Origin of the sequence: Staphylococcus parequorum, assembly GCF_039237145.1 — a bacterium.
Taxonomy (GTDB): domain Bacteria; phylum Bacillota; class Bacilli; order Staphylococcales; family Staphylococcaceae; genus Staphylococcus; species Staphylococcus equorum_A.
The window spans coordinates 2049754-2071354 of record NZ_CP150682.1 but is presented as its reverse complement, the minus strand read 5'-3'; the positions used below and the strand labels follow the sequence as shown (position 1 = coordinate 2071354).

At 33.3% G+C, this 21601-nt stretch carries 16 protein-coding genes and 1 riboswitch; of the genes, 12 read left to right on the top strand and 4 right to left on the bottom strand.

Features of this window, described 5'->3' with window-relative positions:
* Positions 1–94: 94 nt before the first annotated feature.
* The 4 genes from smc to ffh are packed head-to-tail and all read left to right on the top strand — an operon-like array spanning position 95 to position 6605.
* Positions 95–3664, top strand: coding sequence for a chromosome segregation protein SMC (gene smc, locus AAA453_RS10070; protein WP_427704776.1), 3570 nt, complete (start codon positions 95–97; stop codon positions 3662–3664).
* Complete coding sequence (gene ftsY, locus AAA453_RS10065; RefSeq protein ID WP_427704774.1) at positions 3661–4893, top strand: signal recognition particle-docking protein FtsY; 1233 nt, start codon at positions 3661–3663, stop codon at positions 4891–4893. The genes smc and ftsY overlap by 4 nt, the downstream gene beginning before the upstream one ends.
* Positions 4880–5212, top strand: coding sequence for a putative DNA-binding protein (locus tag AAA453_RS10060; RefSeq protein WP_285323055.1), 333 nt, complete (start codon positions 4880–4882; stop codon positions 5210–5212). The genes ftsY and AAA453_RS10060 overlap by 14 nt, the downstream gene beginning before the upstream one ends.
* Before the next feature lie 25 nt (positions 5213–5237).
* Positions 5238–6605, top strand: coding sequence for a signal recognition particle protein (ffh, locus tag AAA453_RS10055; protein WP_069816067.1), 1368 nt, complete (start codon positions 5238–5240; stop codon positions 6603–6605).
* Positions 6606–6706: 101 nt separating this feature from the next.
* Here the strand turns inward: ffh and AAA453_RS10050 are convergent, their stop codons facing one another.
* Together AAA453_RS10050 and AAA453_RS10045 are read right to left on the bottom strand one after the other, a co-directional pair.
* On the bottom strand, positions 6707–8020 hold the full coding sequence (locus AAA453_RS10050) for an LLM class flavin-dependent oxidoreductase (RefSeq protein ID WP_427704771.1): 1314 nt from the start codon (positions 8018–8020) through the stop codon (positions 6707–6709).
* Between the two features lie 26 nt (positions 8021–8046).
* Positions 8047–8799, bottom strand: coding sequence for a 3-oxoacyl-ACP reductase (locus AAA453_RS10045; protein ID WP_427704769.1), 753 nt, complete (start codon positions 8797–8799; stop codon positions 8047–8049).
* Positions 8800–8930: 131 nt separating this feature from the next.
* Positions 8931–9029: riboswitch (TPP riboswitch) on the bottom strand.
* A gap of 259 nt (positions 9030–9288) precedes the next feature.
* On the opposite strand from AAA453_RS10045, the gene rpsP reads away from it, so the two are divergent.
* From rpsP to rplS, 4 genes are all read left to right on the top strand, one after another.
* Entirely contained in the window at positions 9289–9555 is a 267-nt protein-coding gene (rpsP, locus tag AAA453_RS10040; RefSeq protein ID WP_069816061.1) for a 30S ribosomal protein S16, read from the top strand.
* A 221-nt stretch (positions 9556–9776) separates the two neighbouring features.
* Positions 9777–10280 carry a ribosome maturation factor RimM gene (gene rimM, locus AAA453_RS10035; protein WP_427704766.1) on the top strand — a complete coding sequence of 168 codons (504 nt, stop codon included), beginning with the start codon at positions 9777–9779 and terminating at the stop codon, positions 10278–10280.
* On the top strand, positions 10280–11017 hold the full coding sequence (gene trmD, locus AAA453_RS10030; RefSeq protein ID WP_069816057.1) for a tRNA (guanosine(37)-N1)-methyltransferase TrmD: 738 nt from the start codon (positions 10280–10282) through the stop codon (positions 11015–11017). The genes rimM and trmD overlap by 1 nt, the downstream gene beginning before the upstream one ends.
* Positions 11018–11118: 101 nt before the next feature.
* Positions 11119–11469, top strand: coding sequence for a 50S ribosomal protein L19 (rplS, locus tag AAA453_RS10025; protein ID WP_002507872.1), 351 nt, complete (start codon positions 11119–11121; stop codon positions 11467–11469).
* Between the two features lie 375 nt (positions 11470–11844).
* Here rplS and AAA453_RS10020 read toward each other — a convergent pair whose 3' ends face one another.
* Together AAA453_RS10020 and AAA453_RS10015 are read right to left on the bottom strand one after the other, a co-directional pair.
* Entirely contained in the window at positions 11845–14460 is a 2616-nt protein-coding gene (locus AAA453_RS10020; protein WP_427704764.1) for a YfhO family protein, read from the bottom strand.
* Between the two features lie 36 nt (positions 14461–14496).
* Positions 14497–17094, bottom strand: coding sequence for a YfhO family protein (locus AAA453_RS10015; protein ID WP_427704762.1), 2598 nt, complete (start codon positions 17092–17094; stop codon positions 14497–14499).
* A 382-nt stretch (positions 17095–17476) separates the two neighbouring features.
* Between AAA453_RS10015 and ylqF the strand changes: the two genes are divergently transcribed.
* The 4 genes from ylqF to sucD all read left to right on the top strand — a co-directional run bounded on the left by ylqF (position 17477) and on the right by sucD (position 21320).
* Positions 17477–18337, top strand: coding sequence for a ribosome biogenesis GTPase YlqF (gene ylqF / locus AAA453_RS10010; RefSeq protein ID WP_002507869.1), 861 nt, complete (start codon positions 17477–17479; stop codon positions 18335–18337).
* Between the two features lie 9 nt (positions 18338–18346).
* On the top strand, positions 18347–19117 hold the full coding sequence (locus AAA453_RS10005; RefSeq protein WP_427704760.1) for a ribonuclease HII: 771 nt from the start codon (positions 18347–18349) through the stop codon (positions 19115–19117).
* A 107-nt stretch (positions 19118–19224) separates the two neighbouring features.
* Positions 19225–20391, top strand: coding sequence for an ADP-forming succinate--CoA ligase subunit beta (sucC, locus tag AAA453_RS10000; RefSeq protein ID WP_069816048.1), 1167 nt, complete (start codon positions 19225–19227; stop codon positions 20389–20391).
* Between the two features lie 20 nt (positions 20392–20411).
* Complete coding sequence (gene sucD / locus AAA453_RS09995; protein WP_065367410.1) at positions 20412–21320, top strand: succinate--CoA ligase subunit alpha; 909 nt, start codon at positions 20412–20414, stop codon at positions 21318–21320.
* Positions 21321–21601: the final 281 nt, after the last annotated feature.

Below are 21601 nucleotides of genomic sequence, written 5' to 3'. Positions count from 1 at the left end.
AATGTAGTTAATTAAGAAATATATTAGCCTTCAGGTTAATACATGGGTATTTCTAAACTGTGAAACAGCAAGGAACACTTTAAAGGAGAATAGCATGGTATATTTGAAATCTATAGATGCCTTTGGGTTTAAATCGTTTGCGGAGCACACAAATGTACAATTTGATGAAGGTGTAACAGCAATTGTAGGACCTAATGGTAGTGGGAAAAGTAACATAACAGATGCAATAAAATGGGTGCTAGGTGAACAATCAGCTAAATCACTGCGTGGTGCTAAAATGGAAGATATTATTTTTTCAGGCGCAGAACATCGAAAAGCTCAAAATTATGCAGAAGTTAAATTGAAATTAGATAATAGCTCCGGCAAGTTACAACTAGACGCGACAGAAATCGTTGTAACACGTCGATTATACAGAAGTGGTGAAAGTGAGTATTATCTTAATAATGACCGTGCAAGATTAAAAGATATTATTGATTTGTTTCTAGACTCAGGTTTAGGAAAAGAAGCGTTTAGTATTATTTCGCAGGGACGTGTAGATGAAATACTAAATGCAAAACCAGTGAATAGAAGACAAATATTAGAAGAATCTGCAGGAGTTTTAAAATATAAAAAACGCAAAGCTGCCTCCGTACAAAAGCTCGACCAAACAGAAGACAATCTTTCAAGAATACAAGATATTCTATATGATTTAGAGGGGCGAGTTGAACCATTAAGAGAAGAAGCAGCTATTGCTAAAGAATATAAACATCTTTCCAAAGAAATGGAAAGAAGTGATGTACTTGTAACGGTCTATGATATTGAACAATATAGTAAAAATATTCATGAACTTGATGATAATTTAAATAATTTAAAGAGTCATCAAGCTACAAAAGATGCAGAGAAAGTACAATATACACAAGCATTAAATAAATATAAATCTGAAAGACAACAACTCGATGAACATATTGAATCATTAAATTTTCAACTTGTTAAAGCGACAGAAGAAGTTGAAAAGTATGCAGGACAACTTAACGTGTTAGAAGAACGTAAGAAAAATCAATCACAAACGAACGCACGTTTTGAAGAAGAACAAGAAAGTCTTAAAATACAAACAGAAACCTTAAAAAAAGAAAAGATAGATGCACAAAATCAAATAGATAAATTAAAAAAACAACAAAAAGAGTTAAATGAAAAAATTCAATACTTTGAATCACAACTCTATGTCAGTGATGAACAGCATGACGAAAAATTAGAGACAATTAAAGATGAATATTATCAACTTATGTCTGAACAATCCGATGTAAATAATGACATTCGCTTTTTAGAACATACCATTCAAGAAAATGAAACGAAGCAATCCCGTTTAGATAGTAGGTTACTTGAAGCCTTTGAACAACTGAAGAAAATTCAAAGCGACATTAATGAAGCTGAAAAGCAAACCGCGACGACTCAAAAAGAATTGAAAAATGCTGAGCAACAGCTCAATAATTATGAAAAAAAATTAACACAACTTAAACAGCAACAGTCTGAGTACGAAGAAAAATTGCACCAAGCGTATCGATTTAACGATAAATTAAAATCTCGTATTGATAGTTTGGCCACGCAACAGGAAGAATATAGCTATTTCTTTAATGGTGTAAAACATATACTTAAGGCTAAAAGTAATAAACTTTCAGGGATACGTGGAGCGGTTGCTGAAGTAATTCAAGTGCCATCCGATTTAACTAAAGCAATCGAAACTGCACTTGGTGCATCACTACAACATGTGATTGTAGATTCGGAAAAAGATGGTAGACAGGCAATTCAATATCTAAAACAAAATGGTTTGGGTAGAGCGACATTTTTACCACTCAATGTGATTCAACCTCGCCAAATTGGTAATGAAATTATGAAAACTGCACAAAATAGTGAGGGTTTTATTAATATTGCTGCACAAGCAATTGAAGTAGAATCAGATTATCAAAATGTAGTTCAAAATTTACTTGGTAATACAATAATTGTAGATGAATTGAAAAACGCCAACGAGTTAGCACGTAAAATTCGTTATCGTACACGTATTGTGACTTTAGAAGGGGATATCGTGAACCCTGGTGGCTCCATGACGGGTGGTGGAGATCGTAAATCTAAAAGTATTTTAGCTCAAAAAGATGAACTATCAACGATGCGTGCTCAACTCGAAGATTATCAACAGCAAACAGTAGCATTTGAAAAGCAATTTCAAAAAATTAAAAATGAGTCAGATCAACTGAGCGAAAAATATTTTGATACAAGTCAACATTATAATGCTATTAAAAAAAATGCTCATAATTATGAATTAGAACTAGACAGATTACGTAAAAGTGAAGCGCATTTAAAAGATGAGCATGAAGAATTTGAATTTGAAAAAAATGATGGTTACCAAAGCGAAACAAGTAAGCAAACACTTGATGATAAAAAACAAAGATTATCTAAAATCAAAACACAACTACAAAAATTAGAAGATGATATCAATCTTTATACAAAACTTTCTAAAGAAGGTAAAGAAAGCACAACGCAAATCCAGCAACAATTACATCAAAAGCAATCCGATTTGGCAGTTGTAAAAGAACGTTTAAATACTCAGAAACAAACTGAGTCAAAAATTGCCAAACAACTCAATGATGTTATTGTGCAACATCAAAAATTAGAAGAGCAAATTAAACTCTTTAATTCAGATGAAATGACCGGCGAAAAAGCATTTGAAACGATTCAATATAATATGGAACAAAGTAAAGACGAAAAAGTAAAACTATCTCAAAACATAGAAGACGTTAAATCGCGTAGACTCGAATTGAATGATACAATTGAAGTGACAGATCAAAAACTTCAAGAAGCCAATCAAGATATTCTTTCTATAGAAAATCGCTATCAGGATATTAAATCAGAGCAGTCCCGTTTAGATGTATTAATTAATTATGCGATTGATCATTTGAGCGAAGATTATCACTTAACATATGAGCGTGCGAGTGAATTATATGATTTAGATGAAGATATAGACGTTTTACGCAAAAAAGTAAAATTAACTAAAATGTCTATTGAAGAGCTAGGACCAGTTAATTTAAATGCGATTGAACAATTTGAAGAAATTAATACGCGTTTTACATTTTTAGATGAACAACGTGCTGACTTAAGAGCAGCGAAAACAACTTTAGAACAACTTATTGAAGAAATGGATCAAGAAGTGAAAGATCGTTTTAAAGAAACATTTCATGCCGTTCAAGGATATTTTTCAGATGTATTTAAATCATTGTTTGGCGGAGGCCAAGCAGAACTCCGCTTAACAGATGATGACTATCTAACTGCAGGAGTAGATATCATTGTGCAACCACCTGGTAAGAAGTTACAACATTTGTCACTACTTAGTGGTGGAGAACGTGCCTTGAGTGCCATTGCATTATTATTTGCGATTTTAAAAGTTCGCTCGGCGCCATTTGTTATCTTAGATGAGGTTGAAGCGGCACTTGATGAAGCAAATGTGATACGCTATGCACAATATTTAAAAAATCTATCAGACCAAACTCAATTTATTGTGATTACACACCGTAAAGGTACAATGGAATTCTCAGATCGCTTATATGGTGTAACAATGCAAGAATCTGGAGTTTCCAAACTAGTAAGTGTTAATTTAAATACGATTGATGAAGTGATTAAGGAGGAACAAACATGAGCTTTTTCAAACGATTAAAAGATAAATTTTCAGCACCTTCAGAAGAACAAAAGCAACAACTTGAAGAATTAGAACAACAAGACGCAGAACAACAAGGTGAAGCATCACAAGATAGAGAGGACGAAACTCAAGATAAACCAGCGAAAAAAGTTAAAAAATTAAAAGAAGCTGACTTTGATGATGATGGTTTAATCTCTATTGAAGATTTTGAAGAAATTGAAGCACAACAGCTCGGTGCCAAATTTAGAGCCGGTTTAGAAAAATCGCGTGAGAATTTCCAAGCGCAACTTAATAATTTACTTGCACGTTATCGTAAGGTAGATGAAGAGTTCTTCGAAGCACTAGAAGAAATGTTAATTACTGCAGATGTTGGATTTAATACTGTGATGCAACTTGTAGAAGAATTACGTGAAGAAGCACAACGTCGCAATATTACTGAAACAGAGGATTTACGTGAAGTTATTGTTGAAAAAATTGTTGAAATCTATCACCAAGATGATGATAACTCAGAAGTGATGAATATAGAAAATGAAGGATTAAATGTAATCCTTATGGTCGGAGTGAATGGTGTTGGTAAGACAACAACAATTGGTAAATTAGCGCATCGTTACCAAGCTGAAGGCAAAAAAGTAATGCTTGCTGCTGGAGATACATTCAGAGCCGGTGCAATTGAACAACTTAAAGTATGGGGCGAACGCGTCGGTGTTGAAGTGTTGAGCCAAAGAGAAGGTTCAGACCCAGCTGCAGTAATGTATGATGCAATTAACGCAGCTAAAAGTAAAAACGTAGATATTTTAATATGTGATACTGCAGGCCGTTTACAAAATAAATCCAATTTAATGAATGAATTAGAGAAAGTTAAACGAGTTATTGGACGTGCTGTACCAGAGGCACCTCATGAAGTTTTACTTTGTCTTGATGCAACGACAGGTCAAAATGCATTGTCACAAGCAAAATCATTTAAAGAGGTTACAAACGTTACAGGTATTGTATTAACAAAATTAGATGGTACTGCTAAAGGTGGTATCGTATTAGCAATTCGTAATGAACTTCATATTCCAGTTAAATACGTAGGTTTAGGTGAAAAATTAGATGATCTCCAACCATTCAATCCTGAAAGCTATGTGTATGGGTTATTCGCTGATATGATTGAGCAAAATGTCGAAGAAGCACCTGAGTCAAATCAGAATGAAGTAGAAATTGAAGGTAATTCAGATGAGTCAAAATGATTTAATTAAAACGATACGTATGAATTATCTGTTTGACTTTTACCAATCATTATTAACAAATAAACAAAGAAACTATTTAGAATTATTTTATTTACAAGATTATTCTTTAAGTGAGATTGCTGATACATTTGATGTGAGTCGCCAAGCAGTGTATGATAATATAAGAAGAACTGGCGATTTAGTAGAAGATTATGAAGAAAAATTAGGGCTATACCGAAATTTTGAACAAAGACAAAAAACATATGAACATATGAAACAGCACATAAATGATCCAGAAAAAATAAAACAATACATTCAAGCACTTGAAGATTTAGAATAAAAGTATATAAAGGAGGGTATTTGATATGGCATTTGAAGGATTATCCGATCGTCTGCAAGGAACGATGCAAAAAATCCGTGGCAAAGGTAAAGTTACTGAAGCAGATATTAAATTGATGATGCGTGAAGTAAGATTAGCATTATTAGAAGCCGATGTTAACTTTAAAGTGGTAAAGGAATTTGTCAAAACTGTATCAGATAGAGCTTTAGGTTCAGATGTTATGAAATCATTAACACCTGGGCAACAAGTCATCAAAATTGTACAAGAAGAACTTACCCAACTTATGGGAGGGGAAAATGCTACGATTAAAATGGCTAACAAGCCGCCAACTGTAGTGATGATGGTTGGTTTACAAGGTGCTGGTAAGACTACCACTGCTGGTAAATTAGCATTATTAATGCGTAAACAATATAATAAAAAACCATTATTAGTAGCAGCAGATATTTATCGTCCTGCGGCAATTGATCAATTGCAAACAGTAGGTAAACAAATCGACATTCCAGTTTATAGTGAAGGCGATCAAGTTAAGCCACAACAAATCGTTGAAAATGCAATCGCACATGCAAAAGAAGCGCATTTAGATTTTGTTATTATTGATACTGCTGGTCGTTTACACGTTGATGAAGCGTTAATGCAAGAATTAAGCGATGTAAAAGAAATTACGAAACCAGATGAAATTATGTTAGTTGTCGATGCAATGACTGGTCAAGATGCTGTGAATGTTGCAGAATCTTTTGATTCTCAATTAGAAGTATCTGGCGTAACATTAACAAAATTAGACGGTGATACACGTGGTGGTGCTGCACTTTCAATCAGATCAGTTACTCAAAAACCGATTAAATTTGTAGGTATGAGTGAGAAACTAGATGGGTTAGAAGCATTCCATCCTGAACGTATGGCATCTCGTATATTAGGTATGGGAGATGTATTGAGTTTAATTGAAAAAGCACAAACAGATGTGGATGAAGATAAAGCAAAAGACTTAGAAAAGAAAATGCGTACATCTTCGTTTACATTGGAAGATTTCCTAGAACAATTAGATCAAGTTAAAAGTCTAGGGCCTCTTGATGACATTATGAAAATGATTCCTGGCATGAACAAAATGAAAGGCATTGAAAATATGAATATGGATGATAAACAAATTGATCATATTAAAGCAATTATTCAATCAATGACACCTAATGAGCGTAACAAACCTGAGACTTTAAATGTTTCTCGTAAAAAACGTATTGCTAAAGGTTCAGGACGTTCAGTGCAAGAAATCAATAGATTAATGAAACAATTCACTGATATGAAAAAAATGATGAAACAATTTTCCGGTGGCGGCAAAGGCAAAAAAGGCAAACGCAAACAAATGGAAAACATGATGAACGGTATGAATTTACCATTCTAAAATCATAAATTTTGTATAACTATAAATAAAAAACCAGAACAACGACTTGTAACCAAATCGTTGTTCTGGTTTTTTCGTCAACTATATTATTTGTAGAATGATTAAAATTTTTCTAACCCCAAATGATCACGGAAAGTATGACCATTATAAGTTGTTCTGAATAAATTTCTTTTTTGTAATTCTGGCACAATCAATGTTACGAAATCCTCTAAACTATCTGGAAAGACAGGCGGCATCAAATTAAAACCATCGGCTACACCACTTAGTAACCAGTACTCCATTTGATCTACGATAGCTTCAGGAGTGCCAATCAATGTGAAATGCCCACCACCAGCATTTAAGTAACCAAGTAGTTCTCGTACAGTTGGATGAGTATCACGAATGATTTCCAATATTGTTTCGTAACGTCCAACTGGTCCTGTAAAATCTTCAACAGGAGGTAGGGGAGGCACGGATTCATCTAACTCCCAGTTTTGACAATCTTGTTGAATAAAGAAACTTAATTGTTTTAATGCAGTTTCCACAGGTAAGGCTTTGTCTAATTTTTCTTTCTTAGCATAGGCTTTTTCGTAAGTTTCAGCGACATATGTAACTAGACCGGGAAAAATTTTGATATATCTATTACTGTTTTGTGATAATTGTAATTGTTGATCAAGCTTTTCTCGAAAAGCTTGTGCTTGTTTAAAGTTCCAGGATACTGAATACACTGCATCTGCATATTGAGTTGCCAAGGCAATACCTTGTGAAGATGCGCCAGCTTGCATAGCTACTGGACGACCTTGTGGACTGCTTGGTGTTGTTGATGGTCCTTTAACTTTGAAATGTTTACCATGATGATTAATAGCATTAATGTAATCATCATTAATAATTTTTTTGTTTTTTCGATCATGTAGAAAATGTTCGTTATCCCAAGATGTGAATAACTGATTCATCACTTTTGCAAATTCAGCAGCAATTTCATAGCGTTCATTATGATCAGGGAGCAATTCCATACTGTGATTTAAGGCTTCTAAATCTGTCATAGAGGTGACAAGATTCCAACCTATACGTCCATGTGATACATGATCTAGACTGAGCAATTGTCTAGATGCAGTAAAAGGGTTTGAGAACGTACTTGAAATTGTTGCGACCAGTCCAATGTGCGTTGTCACATGAGCAATAGCAGATAAACTGACGATAGGATCGAACCAAAATGCTGGCATATCAGTAGAAGATTTTGCAGGAAAAGATTGATTATCAGCGAAAAATACTGCGTCGAATAGTCCTTTTTCAGCAAGTTGAGCTAATTCCTGATAATAAGTAATTTCACCAATACGATTCACACTAGAATTCGGCATTAGCCACGCAGCTTGGTGATGACCACAAGCATATAATAAAACGCCAATATTAAGTTGTTTTTGATTTTTATCAGACATAGAAAGCACCTCCTAATTATAATTTTTTAATTCATCGTTAAGCCACCATCTACAGTGAAATTTTGTCCAGTTATACCGTTTGCTTGTTCAGAAGCTAAGTATGCAACCATGTTTGCAATGTCTTGTGGTGAAGTCACACGCTTAAGCGGTGTTGTTTGTGCGATCATGTCAAATACTTCAGGCGTCGTTGTAGCACTTGCGTCAGTTGTTTTTAAGAGGCCTCCTGACACCACGTTGGCTCTAATACCAAATTGACCAAGTTCAGCAGCAATATTACGAGTAAAACCAATTAATCCAGCTTTTGCAGTTGTATATTCATGATAAGGTACAACAGGATTTTGATATAAATTTGTACCGATAGAAATAATAGTACCTTGCTGTCTTTCTAAAAATTGAGGCATGACACTTTGTGTTACATTGAAGGCAGCTTTTAAAGTACCATCTATTTGTTGTTGGTAATCAACCCATGTTAAATCTTTAAATGATTTTTGCTGTGTAGGATCAAATTTAAAACCTACGAGTGCATTGTTAATTACGACATCAATTTTTCCGAAATATTGAGTGGCCTGTTCAATTAAGTGATCAATATTATCTCTATTTGTGATATCAGCTTGAATAGCAATTGCACAATCTGATCCGATATCAGAAACAAGATCTTCTGCTAACGATTTATTTTTGTAATAATTGATTATAATATTATACCCTTGTTGCGATAATGTTTTTGCAATCGTTGCACCTAAACCTCTACTACTACCTGTTACTAAAACAGTTTTATTCATAACTTTCACTCCTAAAATTTTAAAAAATTCAAATTAAAAAAATACACAACCCTCACTATAGAAAGTTGTGTATTAGAAATGATAAAATAGTGATATTGTAAAAAGGCAAGATTGCCCCTTGAATATATGATATAAAATCTTTCACACTTTCCTCCGCTAGTTTCAGCTAGATCAGGTTCAAAGGGTTTGAGTTGTACTCATCTCAGTTAAAAACACCCCTAGTGCATGCGTTTATTTAATTTAGTCTCAATGTATAGTTTTTAAATATAGATGTCAAGAGACTTAAAATAACATAAGGTATATCATAGATGTATAAAGTGCATGAAAAGAGGAAATTGACAAAAGCGCGTAGTTTACAAGGCGATTGATGAGAAAAAAATGTTTTTTTAAAATTGGTAAAGGATAACCTCTTTACAAATATCAGAAGAACTGGTATCATTATTTCTTGTAGAAAATAAATACTTATGAAATTAAAAGGAGAGAATATAAATGGCAGTTAAAATTCGTTTAACACGTTTAGGCTCAAAAAGAAATCCATTCTATCGTATCGTAGTTGCAGATGCTCGTGCACCACGTGATGGTCGTAATATCGAACAAATCGGTACTTACAACCCATCTAATGTGAAAGCACCAGAAGTTAAAATCGACGAAGAATTAGCACTTAAATGGTTAAAAGACGGTGCTAAACCGACTGATACAGTTCACAATATCTTATCAAGAGAAGGTATTTTGAAAAAATTCGACGACCAAAAATAAGTTTTAAACTTATTAAACAAATATAGTATTTGTAAGAGTACCGTTTTAGGTGCTCTTTTTTTAATGAGAAATATTATAATCAGTGCTTTAAAATAGTTGAGAATAAGAAAATTTTCTAGTGAGGAATGTATTACTATGTTAGATTTATACATGTTATAATAATTAAATAATACATAAAAATTACACAACACTTATAAGATACATTTATCGGAGGCACATATATGAAAGTTGAAGTTGGAAAAATTGTTAATACACATGGTATTAAAGGCGAAGTAAAAATAAAATCTAATTCTGATTTTACAGATAAACGTTTTCAACCTGGGGAAATTGTTGAAATAGCACGTAAAGATAAAGCACCACTTAAATTTAAAATTGCTTCATATCGTATGCATAAAGGACTGCATATGCTTACGTTTGAAGGTATCAATAACATTAATGATATCGAGCACTTAAAAGGTGAAACACTTTTACAAGAACGTGATCATGAAGAAATAGAGCTTGGAGAACATGAATTTTATTATTCAGATATCATTGGCTGTACCGTTTTTAATGAAGATACTCCAATTGGTCGTGTGATTGAGATATTTGAAACAGGTGCAAACGATGTGTGGGTAGTCAAAGGCGACAAAGAATACCTCATTCCTTATATCGCGGACGTGGTTAAAGAAATTGATGTAGAAGGTAGACGTATACAAATCACGCCTATGGAAGGATTATTAGATTAATGAGAATCGACTATTTAACATTATTTCCTGGTATGTTTGAAGGTGTTTTAAATCAATCTATTTTAAAACGCGCTCAAGAAAAGGATTTGTTACAAGTAAATACAGTGGATTTTAGACATTTTGCTGAAAACAAGCATAATCAAGTGGATGACTACCCATTTGGAGGCGGTCAGGGGATGGTGTTAAAGCCGGAACCAATATTCAATGCAATGGATAGTATTGAGCGAACAGAAGACACAAGGGTCATTTTAATGTGTCCTCAAGGTCGCCCATTTACTCAAGCTATTGCTAATGAACTCAGTCAGGCAGAGCACTTAGTATTTATTTGCGGGCATTATGAAGGCTATGATGAAAGAATCCGTGAACATTTAGTCACTGACGAAATTTCAATGGGGGACTATGTATTGACTGGTGGCGAGCTGCCAGCGATGGTAATGACAGATGCGGTAGTTAGACTTTTACCTGGTGTTTTAGGTAATCAACAATCTCACATGGATGATTCCTTTCAAGATGGTTTACTAGAGTTTCCACAATATACACGACCACGTATATATAAGGATTTGAATGTACCAGACGTTTTATTATCAGGCAACCATGCCCACATTGATCATTGGCGTCATGAACAGAAAATTTTAAGAACATGGGAAAAACGACCGGATTTATTAGAACAGTATCCGCTGACTAAAAAAGACCAAGAAATTATAGAAAGATATAAAAAGCAATTGAAAAAAGATTAGTAATATGCTAATATATTTTAAGTGTGCGACACACGAAAATCACTATGGTCCGCTGCTATATTTTGTCTAGGCAAGAACATAGGTTGAAGGAGAGAAAAATAATGAGTAATCACAAATTAATCGAAGCAGTAACTCAATCGCAATTACGCACAGATATACCTTCATTCCGTCCAGGTGACACTTTAAAAGTTCACGTACGTATTGTTGAAGGTACTCGCGAACGTATCCAATTATTCGAAGGTGTAGTTATTAAACGCCGTGGTGGAGGAGTTTCAGAATCTTTCACTGTACGTAAAATATCTTCAGGTGTTGGTGTGGAACGTACATTCCCATTACACACTCCAAAAATCGAAAAAATTGAAGTTAAACGCCGTGGTAAAGTACGTCGTGCTAAATTATACTACCTACGTGAATTACGTGGTAAAGCTGCTAGAATTAAAGAAATTCGTTAATCAGCAAATTAGACATAAAAAAGCGATTCCCAATGGGAGTCGCTTTTTTTGATACATATATAATATAAGCTGCATTAGGTTGTCTTGCTAGAAATACAATTTTAGTCGACATTTCTAGCAAACCTAAGCAGCTCATTAAAGAGGTTGAGACAAAATACATGTCTCAGCCTCAATTATTATATTGGCAGTGGCTGACTGAACTGAAAATGCGTTTATATCAAGCTTTTAAAGAACTACTACTTCATTTATGAAGACAAGTAGTTCTTATGCAAGTGCTTCAGCCCTTGTATTCAACTTTACAGTCAGCTTTGCCGGGGTGAGACGACGAAATCTTGTTAGAAAAATTAGATTTCTGTTTCATTCCCTTTATCGTGCTTAATTCTTTGGTTTAATCCATTTCGTGAATCCAATACTCAATATAATACCTAGAATACTTAAAACGACCAAGATAGTTGTATGTGGTGGCGTATACTTGAGTTCGATTTTTTCTTGTCCTTTTTCAACTGGAATTACGGTCATAATGCCATTGCCTTGTTTTACAGGGAGTGTTTTATCATTGGCATACGCCTTCATACCATCACGATATGCCATCGGTAAGACAAGATAGCCTTCGTCATTTTTATCTTTTTTAATTGTATAACCAGAACGTTGTTCAGACACTTGTACATTATCTAACTGTTTAGATGCTTTATTTAAAGTTTCATAGTTTTCACCGTAAATGCCTTTAATATTAAAACGATATTTACCCTGTGACAATTTAACTCGTAGTTTTTCATCTGCTTTTACACGCATTGTAACAGGCGTGACAAACCGGCGATATTTATAAGTCAATTCATTACGACCTTGATTGTATTCGTTCACACCGACGTCATGTTGCTTGTCAGGGCTTAATAGTTCAACATCCATTTCTATATACATATCTTTGTATTTATTTGCAATGGAGGATGGCAGGGTGTAAGTTATGCCACCTTTGTCTTTTGTCACTATAAGCTTTCCGTCTTTATCCCTATGTGCATTATTTAATGAGGTAGAGGTTTTGCCCAATAAATTCTCATTAGCCTTAAATTGGCTGTTGGGTTTAGCGTCTTTATCTTTGAGCACGACACCTTGCAACATTGCTTGTTCTTTATCAAGCGGTGATTTAAGATCTTTTGGATCATACACCTTGTTGGTTATATGAGCACTTGGATATTTAATTTCGTTTGTTGAATGAATAAATGATTCTTTTTTTGAATGATGAATCGTATCTTTAGGTTCAAAACCGAAAGATATATTCGAATCATCTGGTCGACGTATACGATCATTAACGTTCCATAATGCCATTAAATTCGCTCTGTTTGATAATAATCGATAAGTACTATTTTTATCAGTATGCATATTAATTTGTAATGTCTGATCATAATATTTTAATATGTCACCATCAAAAATACTTGAATATAAAGCAATACCATTAAAATGATAGATCATTGGTGAATTAAGACCATATTGCGACATATAATCAATTCTACTCAGTGGATCGTCATTATGCTGTTGATTGATTTCAGATATTTTCTTGGATAAAGCAGGACTTTTGTATTTTGAAGCATGCATAGCTGATTTTGTGGATTCATAGTTCCTCACATTATTAAAGTGATGATTAGAAAGAATCATACTTTGTTGAACGATAAATAATACTAATAATACGGCTAATGGCCAACGTTTTTTCAGTAGTGACCTTTTAAATAAAAGTATTCCAATAAAGATCATAATAATGAGACAAGCGAGCATCCAAGTCATTTTTTCTTTCTCAACTATAATTGTCATGATTGACATAATCAGCAAGGCGGGTACACATGCTAAGATATAAGACTTGAGTTTTAATTCTGAAATGTGTTGAATAAATAACGCGATTAATGCTGCAGTGGCGAAAGCAAATATGTAAACCCATCTGCGTTCGGGTGTCGAAAAACCATTAAACATACTATCAAAATAGGGTGTCAATGAACCAACTAACATAATCCAAGTCATAATTGCAAAAAACCTATAATAATAATGTCTATATAACTTAAATGATAGCAATGCTACCATAGCGATAATTGAAACAGTGATATAAAAGCCGTTGCTAAAAAAGTGCTTTTGTCGTGCGAAATCTGTAAACATATCTATTTTAAAATGTGGATTACTTACTCGATCGTTGTTGAAAAACGAAGTAACCCCAGTATAGAATCCCCATATACTAACTAGTGTACTTAATACTATTGCTACAGGAATAATCCATAATTTTTGCTTGCGAGTTACGATATCACTCGGGTGGGGGAACACTAATCTATAAAAGTAATATGCAAAGAGTACAAGAGATTCATAATAACTAAAATAGAAATTTGAAAATAAAGTTAGAGCTACAGCAAAAATAAATAGACCTATTTTCTTTTCTCTATAAAATCGTTCAATAGCCAATAAGGAGAGTGGAAGAAAAATAAGCAAATCTCCATAATATGACCAGGTAAAATTAAAATAAATTACTACTGTTGAGGCACCATATAACATAGAAGCCAGAAAAACAGCATGGTTTTTAAATTTTATATATCTAAAATAGTAAAAGGCTAGTACGAACGTTACTACACCTTTAACAAAAGCAACAATCAGTTGGTTACTTGCCCAATATGTTATGTTACTTGGATTACTATTAAATAACACTTCTGATAGCCAAACAAAAATAAAATTAACCAAAGTAAATGGAGAAGTAGCATAATAATAAGCTAAATCTTTTACATAATCGCCACCTAATCCAAATGAATGATCATAAAAACTTTTGAATTGGCTAAAATGTTCATACAAATACATTTGAAATGGCATCATTTGCCTATAGCCATCACCACTCCCACTAAATACGATACCTTCAGTTAAATAACGAAAGATATATGGTGTGAATGTTAGTAAAGCAACGCCTATACCTAGCGCAACGATACAAATAAATCTTGTAACTTTGTGGGCCCAAAGATTACGAAACATAGTCATACCTCATCTCTGACAAACTCCTTTTAAATATTAATTTGAATTGCGCTGTGGTTTTTTATTTTTGTGAATGCACCAAATCACACTCAAGATGAAACTTATGACTGAAACTGCGATCATAGTATACCAGTATGGTGGTCTATATTTAATTGTAATTTCACTGCTATCCTTATTTACAGGCACACCTGTCATCATATAATTTACTTTTAAAGGTTTTACTTTTTTACCATCCACGTATGCAGGCATACCTTTTCTATAAGGAATATTAATAGAAGCAATGCCTTTCTTATGGCGATCTAATGTTACTTTAATGCCATTTTTAATATCTTGATAATGACCCACATTGTTCTGTTTGCTATGTGCGGTTTCAAGCTTTTTATAATTTTCTCCATGTAAACTTTGTAATTCAAATTCATAATTACCACTAGGGCTAAGTGCAATGTTTATATTACCATTTTCATCTGGTTGTGTTCTATAAAGTTGTGTGTCAACCCCAGTACGATAAGTAGAATTGTTGAATAACCGATTGTTCGAATAACCGTTTATATTTACAGAAAAATTGCTGTCAGGTTTGCCTCGTTTAACTTTTAGCGTCACGTAAAAATCTTTATATTGTGATCTAATGTTTTCTGGAACATGGATTTGTACTTGACCCTGTTTATTATTGTTAGGAATATATATTTTTTTGTCTGTTTTACGATTCATGTTTTGATAGGTGATTTCGGTTTGATTTAATAAGTTTTTAGCTTTATCTGTGTATGTTTTACCCTCATTATTTAAAATTATTCCATCAATCATTGCATGTTCCCTATCTATAGGATCTTTAAGCTTTTGTGCATCAAAGACTTGATCTGAAACACGCACTGAAGGCAAGTTTAAAGTGTTTTCATAGATTTGGTATTGTCCATCTTTTTTAATTTTTTTGAAATGTGCAGGCACGTTATTTTGGTAATCTTTTAACATTAAATAACGAACAGATAATAAACTATTAATGTTTTGTCTGCTATTCGTTGATTGGTATCTACTTACAGATTCTTCTTTCATGTTGATTTTCAAATCATCGTAATAAAAATCAAGTATATTGTGGTCAAAAATACTTGAATAAAGACTCATTCCTTTAAAATGTTGATACATCGGTGTATTATCTTGCTCATTAACGCGCCAATCAATTCGCTCATCTTCAGATTTTCCTTTTTTTATATCAGAAACTAACTGTTGCTGAAGTGGCGTGTCAAAGAGACTTGCATTTACATAATAGCTATTTGCGCGTTGAACATGATCATCAAAATAAATTTGGTTGCGTATAAATACGACAGACACTAAAACAGAAAGTATCATAATAGACAATATAAAGAAATGCGTTAATTTGGTTCTTATTTTAGGTTCTTTAACGAAAAGTATGAGTAAACCAATCATGCTGACTATAGGCATATACCATAGCCACGAAACAAACTTGTCATATTGCCAAGCACTTCCAAAGACAAAACATAAAGAGACTAAAGAGGATAATATGTACGTTTTTAAAGATAAGGTTCTAAAATATTTTACATAAAGTCCTATTAAAATAGCCGAATTAAAAGCGATGAGGTAGTGCCAACGTTTTTGTGGTGCTGAAAAGCCATTAAATACTTGATCCACAAATGGTAAAAAACTAGCACAAATTGAAACCAGCGTAAAAATCGAAAATAATTTGAAATAAAAATGCTTATATAACTTGAATGATAGCAATGCTTGTAGTGTTAAGAAAAGTATGACGATTAAATAATTGTCATAAAATATATTTGTGTTTTGGTTAAAAGGTTCAAATAAGTCTACATCTCCATCAAAAGGGATGCGTCTATTATTAAAGTAACTTTGTATTGCTGGGAAAAAGAAAAACAAACTACAACCTAATGCAATTAATGCTGAAATACATAATGTCATAAATGCATTGAATCTAGTTACGAGATCATTTTTATGTTTAAAAATCATTCGAGCTAGGAAATATAAAAGTCCTGTTAATAATTGATAATAGGCAAAATAAAAATTATTAATTAAAGAAATAGTTACGATAATAATAAAGAAACCTGGTTTACCACTTTTTAAGAAGCGTTCGATTGACCATAGTAATAATGGTAACCAAATAAAAACATCACTAAAAAATGGCCAATAAACAGTGAATCTAAAATAAAGTGGTGACATTACAAAAATAAATGATGCTAATACAGCCACTTTGCGATTGTGTGAAATATAGTGAACATAGATAAATGTTGCTATCATTGCTATAGCAGATTTAATTATAGAAACGACTAAGGCATTTGTCATCCAAAACATCACATCAGAGGTATCCATTGGGATGACTATTTTAAGTAAGACAATAATAATGACGTTCAAAATAAATATAATATTTGTTGAAAAGTAATAACTTAAGTCAGTGAAAAAGTCTCCGCCCAGACCAAAGTCAGAAGCATAAAACCAATTGCCATGACTCCAATTATCAAATAAATACATTTGAATTGGCACCATTTGTTCCATACCATCATTAGGCCCTGTAAATAAAACGCCATCATGGATAAATCTATAAATAACATAACTGTGTCCAATAACAGCCAGTAATAAGAATAAACATGTGTACAAAAATTTACGCTTCATAAACGACTCCTGTATATGTAATAAATATAATTCCATTGTAACGATATTTTATGAATTTAGATAAAAATAACTATTATTTATTTAGAAAAATATAATTCATTAAGTCTTAAGCGTTTTAAAAGTTAAACAGGTTAAATAAAAAACAGTCGAATTTTAATCGTTTTTAGAGATTTAAACGTGGTGTCTAAAATAATTTGAAGTATATTACTAAATAATGTTGTAAAATTAAAGTTAATGAGATAATAATGACATTATTTTATTTATATCGTTATACGTGACGTGTTATGATTTTAAAGTCAAAGAATAGAAAACGAAATTAAAGCATAAGTATATAATTAAAACTTTTAATTAAATAGAGCGTAAATAGAGAAAGGTGATGTATATGGTAATTCAATGGTATCCAGGCCATATGGCTAAAGCAAAAAGAGAAGTATCCGAGGAGTTAAAGAAAGTAGATGTAGTGTTTGAACTTGTAGATGCACGTATCCCGTATAGTTCAAGAAATCCAATGATTGATGAAGTAATACAACAAAAACCACGTGTGGTCATTTTAAATAAAAAAGATATGGCAAATTTAAAAGAGCTAGTAAAATGGGAAAATTATTTTAAAGGCAAAGGCTTTTATCCTGTTGCAATTGATGCAAAACACGGCAAGGGTTTAAAACTCGTAGAGCAAGCAGCAATAAAAGCAACAACAGAGAAATTCGAGAAAGAAAAGCAAAAAGGATTAAAACCACGTGCGATTAGAGCAATGATCGTTGGCATCCCTAACGTTGGAAAATCAACATTAATTAATAAATTAGCAAATAAATCTGTTACTAAAACGGGTAATACACCAGGTGTAACGAAACAACAACAATGGATTAAAGTTGGGAAATCATTACAATTGTTAGATACACCAGGTATCTTATGGCCTAAATTTGAAGACCAATTAGTTGGTAAGAAATTAAGTATCACTGGAGCTATCAAAGATAGTATTGTGCATTTAGATGAAGTAGCAATTTATGGCTTAGAATTTATGAAAGCACATGACTATGAAGGGTTAAAAGAACATTACAAAGTTGATGTGCCAATCGACGCAGAAAACTTAGAGTGGTTTGATGCGATAGGGCGTCGTCGTGGATTATTAAGACGTGGTAATGAAGTCGATTATGAAGCGGTTATTGATTTAGTTATACATGAAGTGAGAAATGCCAGAATCGGTACGTACACTTTTGATATCGCTAGTGAAATGGACGTGTAAATAATATTTATGAAACAAACTATTCAAAAAATTAAATTATTGTTGCAAGATATTCACTCGTTAGAAACTTTAAAAAATCATTCTGTTAACGACGATGATCGTAAGGGTGTACAAAATGCGATTGTTTCTAGAAGAAAACAATTGGAAAAAGTTCAAACATTACTAGAAAATTATAAAGTGATGTCTCATTATGAAAATGAAATACTAGCTGATGATGACAAAGCGTTAATTTGTGGCATAGATGAGGTGGGGAGAGGACCGTTAGCTGGTCCTGTTGTTACTTGTGCAGTCATTTTAAATAAGGATCACCATTTCACAGGCTTAAATGACTCAAAACAACTCTCTGCAAAGAAAAGAAATTTTTTAGAAACGCAATTATTATCAGAAGTATACGCATACGCGTATGGTGTGGCGACAGTTGAAGAAATTGATCAAATTAATATCTATGAAGCAACTAAATTGGCAATGAAAAGAGCAGTTGAGGCTTTATCTGTTAAGCCTACACATTTACTGATAGATGCGATGACACTAGATGTAGATATTCCTCAAACATCATTAGTTAAAGGAGATGCCAAAAGTGTATCTATAGCAGCAGCAAGTGTGTTAGCCAAAGAACATAGAGATAGATATATGCGCGAACTTGCAGTTAAACACCCAGGTTACGGCTTCGAAAAAAATGTTGGGTATGGCACTCAACAACATTTAAATGGTATAAGTCAGCACGGCATTATAAATGAACACAGAAAAACTTTTGAACCAATTAAATCACTTTCAAATTAATGGTAAAAAACAAAAGATTTAAATAACTGGGCTAAATGAGTTTACAACAGCGCTTACATTTCATATAATTAGTTATGAACTTAACCTAAGAAACAGGAGGATGGAGAATGAATATCCACGAGTATCAAGGTAAAGCATTATTTCGTACTATGGGCGTTGCTGTCCCAGAAGGACGCGTAGCGTTTACTGCTGACGAAGCGGTAGAAAAAGCAAAAGAATTAAATTCAAAAGTATATGTGGTAAAAGCACAGATTCACGCTGGGGGTAGAGGTAAAGCAGGTGGAGTTAAAATCGCTAAATCACTATCTGAAGTTGAAACTTACGCTAAAGAATTATTAGGTAAGACGCTTGTAACACATCAAACTGGTCCTGAAGGTAAAGAAATTAAGCGCCTTTACATAGAAGAGGGCTGCGATATTCAAAAAGAATATTATGTTGGATTTGTAATTGATCGTGCTACTGACAGTGTTACTTTGATGGCATCAGAAGAAGGCGGAACTGAAATTGAAGAAGTTGCTGCTGAATCACCTGAAAAAATATTCAAAGAAACTATTGATCCTATTGTTGGTTTAGCACCATATCAAGCTAGAAGAATCGCTTTTAATATTAATATTCCAAAAGAATCAATTAATAAAGCAGCTAAATTTTTAGTTTCACTTTATAATGTTTTCATCGAAAAAGACTGTTCTATTGTAGAAATAAACCCATTAGTAACAACTAATGATGGTAATGTTTTGGCATTAGATGCAAAAGTTAACTTTGATGATAATGCATTATTTAAACATAAAGATATCCTAGAATTACGCGATTTAGAAGAAGAAGATCCAAAAGAAATCGAAGCTTCTAAGTACGATTTATCATATATTGCATTAGATGGAGACATCGGTTGTATGGTAAATGGTGCTGGTTTAGCTATGGCAACTATGGATACAATTAACCACTTTGGTGGCAATCCGGCGAACTTCCTAGATGTAGGGGGCGGTGCAACTAAAGAAAAAGTTACTGAAGCATTTAAAATCATTTTAGGTGATGACAACGTAAAAGGTATTTTTGTTAATATCTTTGGTGGAATCATGAAATGTGACATTATTGCTGAAGGTATCGTTGCTGCAGTTAAAGAAGTAGAGCTTACTTTACCGCTTGTTGTACGTTTAGAAGGTACAAATGTTGAAAAAGGTAAAGAAATTCTTAAAGATTCTGGCTTAGCAATTGAATCAGCTGCAACTATGGCAGAAGGCGCACAAAAAATCGTAAAACTTGTTAAAGAAGCGTAGGAAAGGATGGGAGCACTAACATGAGCGTATTTATTGATAAAAATACAAAAGTAATTGTACAAGGTATCACAGGGTCAACTGCCCTTTTCCATACAAAACAGATGCTTGAATATGGTACACAAATTGTTGCTGGGGTAACACCAGGTAAAGGCGGACAAGTAGTAGAAGGTGTACCAGTATTCAATACAGTTGAAGAAGCACAAAAAGAAACAGGTGCTACAGTATCTGTTATCTATGTACCTGCGCCATTCGCAGCAGATGCAATTTTAGAATGTATAGATGCAGAATTAGATTTAGCTATCTGTATTACAGAACATATTCCAGTAATTGATATGGTTAAAGTTAAACGTTACTCAGAAGGTAAAGAAACACGTGTTATTGGACCTAACTGTCCGGGTGTTATTACTGCTGATGAATCTAAAATTGGTATCATGCCAGGCTACATTCATAAAAAAGGTCACGTAGGCGTAGTATCTCGTTCAGGTACTTTAACTTATGAAGCGGTACACCAATTAACTGAAGAAGGTATTGGTCAAACAACAGCTGTAGGTATCGGTGGCGATCCAGTCAATGGTACAAACTTTATTGATGTGCTAAAAGCATTTAATGAAGACGATGAAACAAAAGCAGTCGTTATGATTGGTGAAATCGGTGGAACAGCAGAAGAAGAAGCTGCTGAATGGATTAAAGCTAACATGACTAAACCTGTAGTAGGCTTTGTCGGAGGACAAACAGCCCCTCCAGGTAAACGTATGGGCCATGCCGGTGCGATTATTTCAGGCGGTAAAGGTACTGCTGAAGAAAAAGTTAAAACACTTAACAATTGTGGTGTTAAAACTGCAGATACACCATCAGAAATTGGTACAACATTAATTGATGCAGCTAAAGAAGCAGGCATCTATGAACAATTATTAACTGTAAAACAATAATTGTATTGTACAAACCCAGCACAAATTCCGAAAATATGTCGGAGTTTGTGCTATTTTACGTATTCAAACATTTTAGGTAATATAATACTCGCGGTTGATAGGCATGGATATTCTTTTCTTATCAACCGTTTTTTTGTTGTGAAAATTTCTTTATAAGTTTTATAAATTTGAAGGAATCAATTTACAGAAGAGAAGTTTTAAGTTGTATAACCATCGTTTTATGTCACTTGTTGTAGTTACTTTTATAATAGAAGAAAAACGATTGGAAATTTTTAGCACTT